The sequence below is a fragment of the Microbacterium sp. zg.Y909 genome (genome assembly GCF_024626565.1).
In genome coordinates this window covers 1-521 of sequence record NZ_JANJFJ010000690.1, presented here as the reverse complement: position 1 = coordinate 521, position 521 = coordinate 1, and the positions used below count along the sequence as shown (strand labels likewise).

Annotated in this window: 1 protein-coding gene; it reads right to left on the bottom strand. The window is 67.4% G+C overall.

Translation table 11 applies throughout. The features are described from left to right. Nucleotides 1-437: ThuA domain-containing protein (locus tag NQ160_RS24165; protein WP_257517508.1), on the bottom strand; the 437-nt coding region annotated here is incomplete at its 3' end. Between the last annotated feature and the right edge of the window lie 84 nt (nt 438-521).

Genomic DNA, 521 nt, shown 5'->3' with positions numbered 1-521 from the left:
GCCATGATCTCGTGCTCCCGCCCCAGATCGGTGAGCTCGACGGTGTAGGGCAGGTAGTTGTCGGACTGGTCGCCCGAGCACTGGTCGGGGTGCTTCGAGGGGTGGGTGGCGAACTGGCCCCCGATGAGCTGCAGATAGTCGGAGCTGTTGCGGTACGAATCCGCGATGCCGCCGTGCCAGCCGGCGAGTCCCGTGCCGCGCTCGACCGCCGCCTTGAGCCCGTTGAACGCCTCGCGGGAGATCTCCGACATCGTCACCGACTGCAGGATGAGGTCGGTGGATGCCATGACCTCGTCATCGGCGTAGATCTCGTTGGACTCCTCGACGCGCACGTCGAAGCCGCTCTGCTCGAGGAAGGGGAGGAAGAGGTCGGTCGCCTCGACGGGGTGGTGACCTTCCCAGCCTCCCCGAACGACGAGTGCGGTGCGTGAGGTCACGGATTGTCTCCTTCGACGGTGGCATACAGACTGTCCTGCGCGGCGCTGCGCTCGACCGCGGCGAGCACCCGCTGCACGCGGGCG